General features: G+C 68.9%; 1 pseudogene. It reads left to right on the top strand.

From position 1 onward, the window contains the following. A pseudogene (locus ACYQ2W_RS26945) lies at nucleotides 1–225 on the top strand (hypothetical protein); the annotation flags it as partial.

Genomic DNA, 225 nt, shown 5'->3' with positions numbered 1-225 from the left:
CGTCCCACCCAGGCGGTGGTGATGATGACCGCCTTCGGCTCGATGGAGCGCTCCCAGGAGCTGATGCTGGAGGGGGCGGCGGACTTCATCGCCAAGCCGTTCGAGGCGGAACAACTGCGGCGGGTGTGCGAGATCGCGGTGCGCCGCGAGGACTACATGGTGAGCAACGAGCAGTTCGCCGAGCGGCTGCGGGCGTTGCAGGAGAGCGAGGAGGCCTACCGGCGG

The organism is Endothiovibrio diazotrophicus (genome assembly GCF_054657215.1).
Note: the sequence above shows the minus strand (reverse complement) of the source record. Positions and strands in the feature narration are given on the sequence as shown.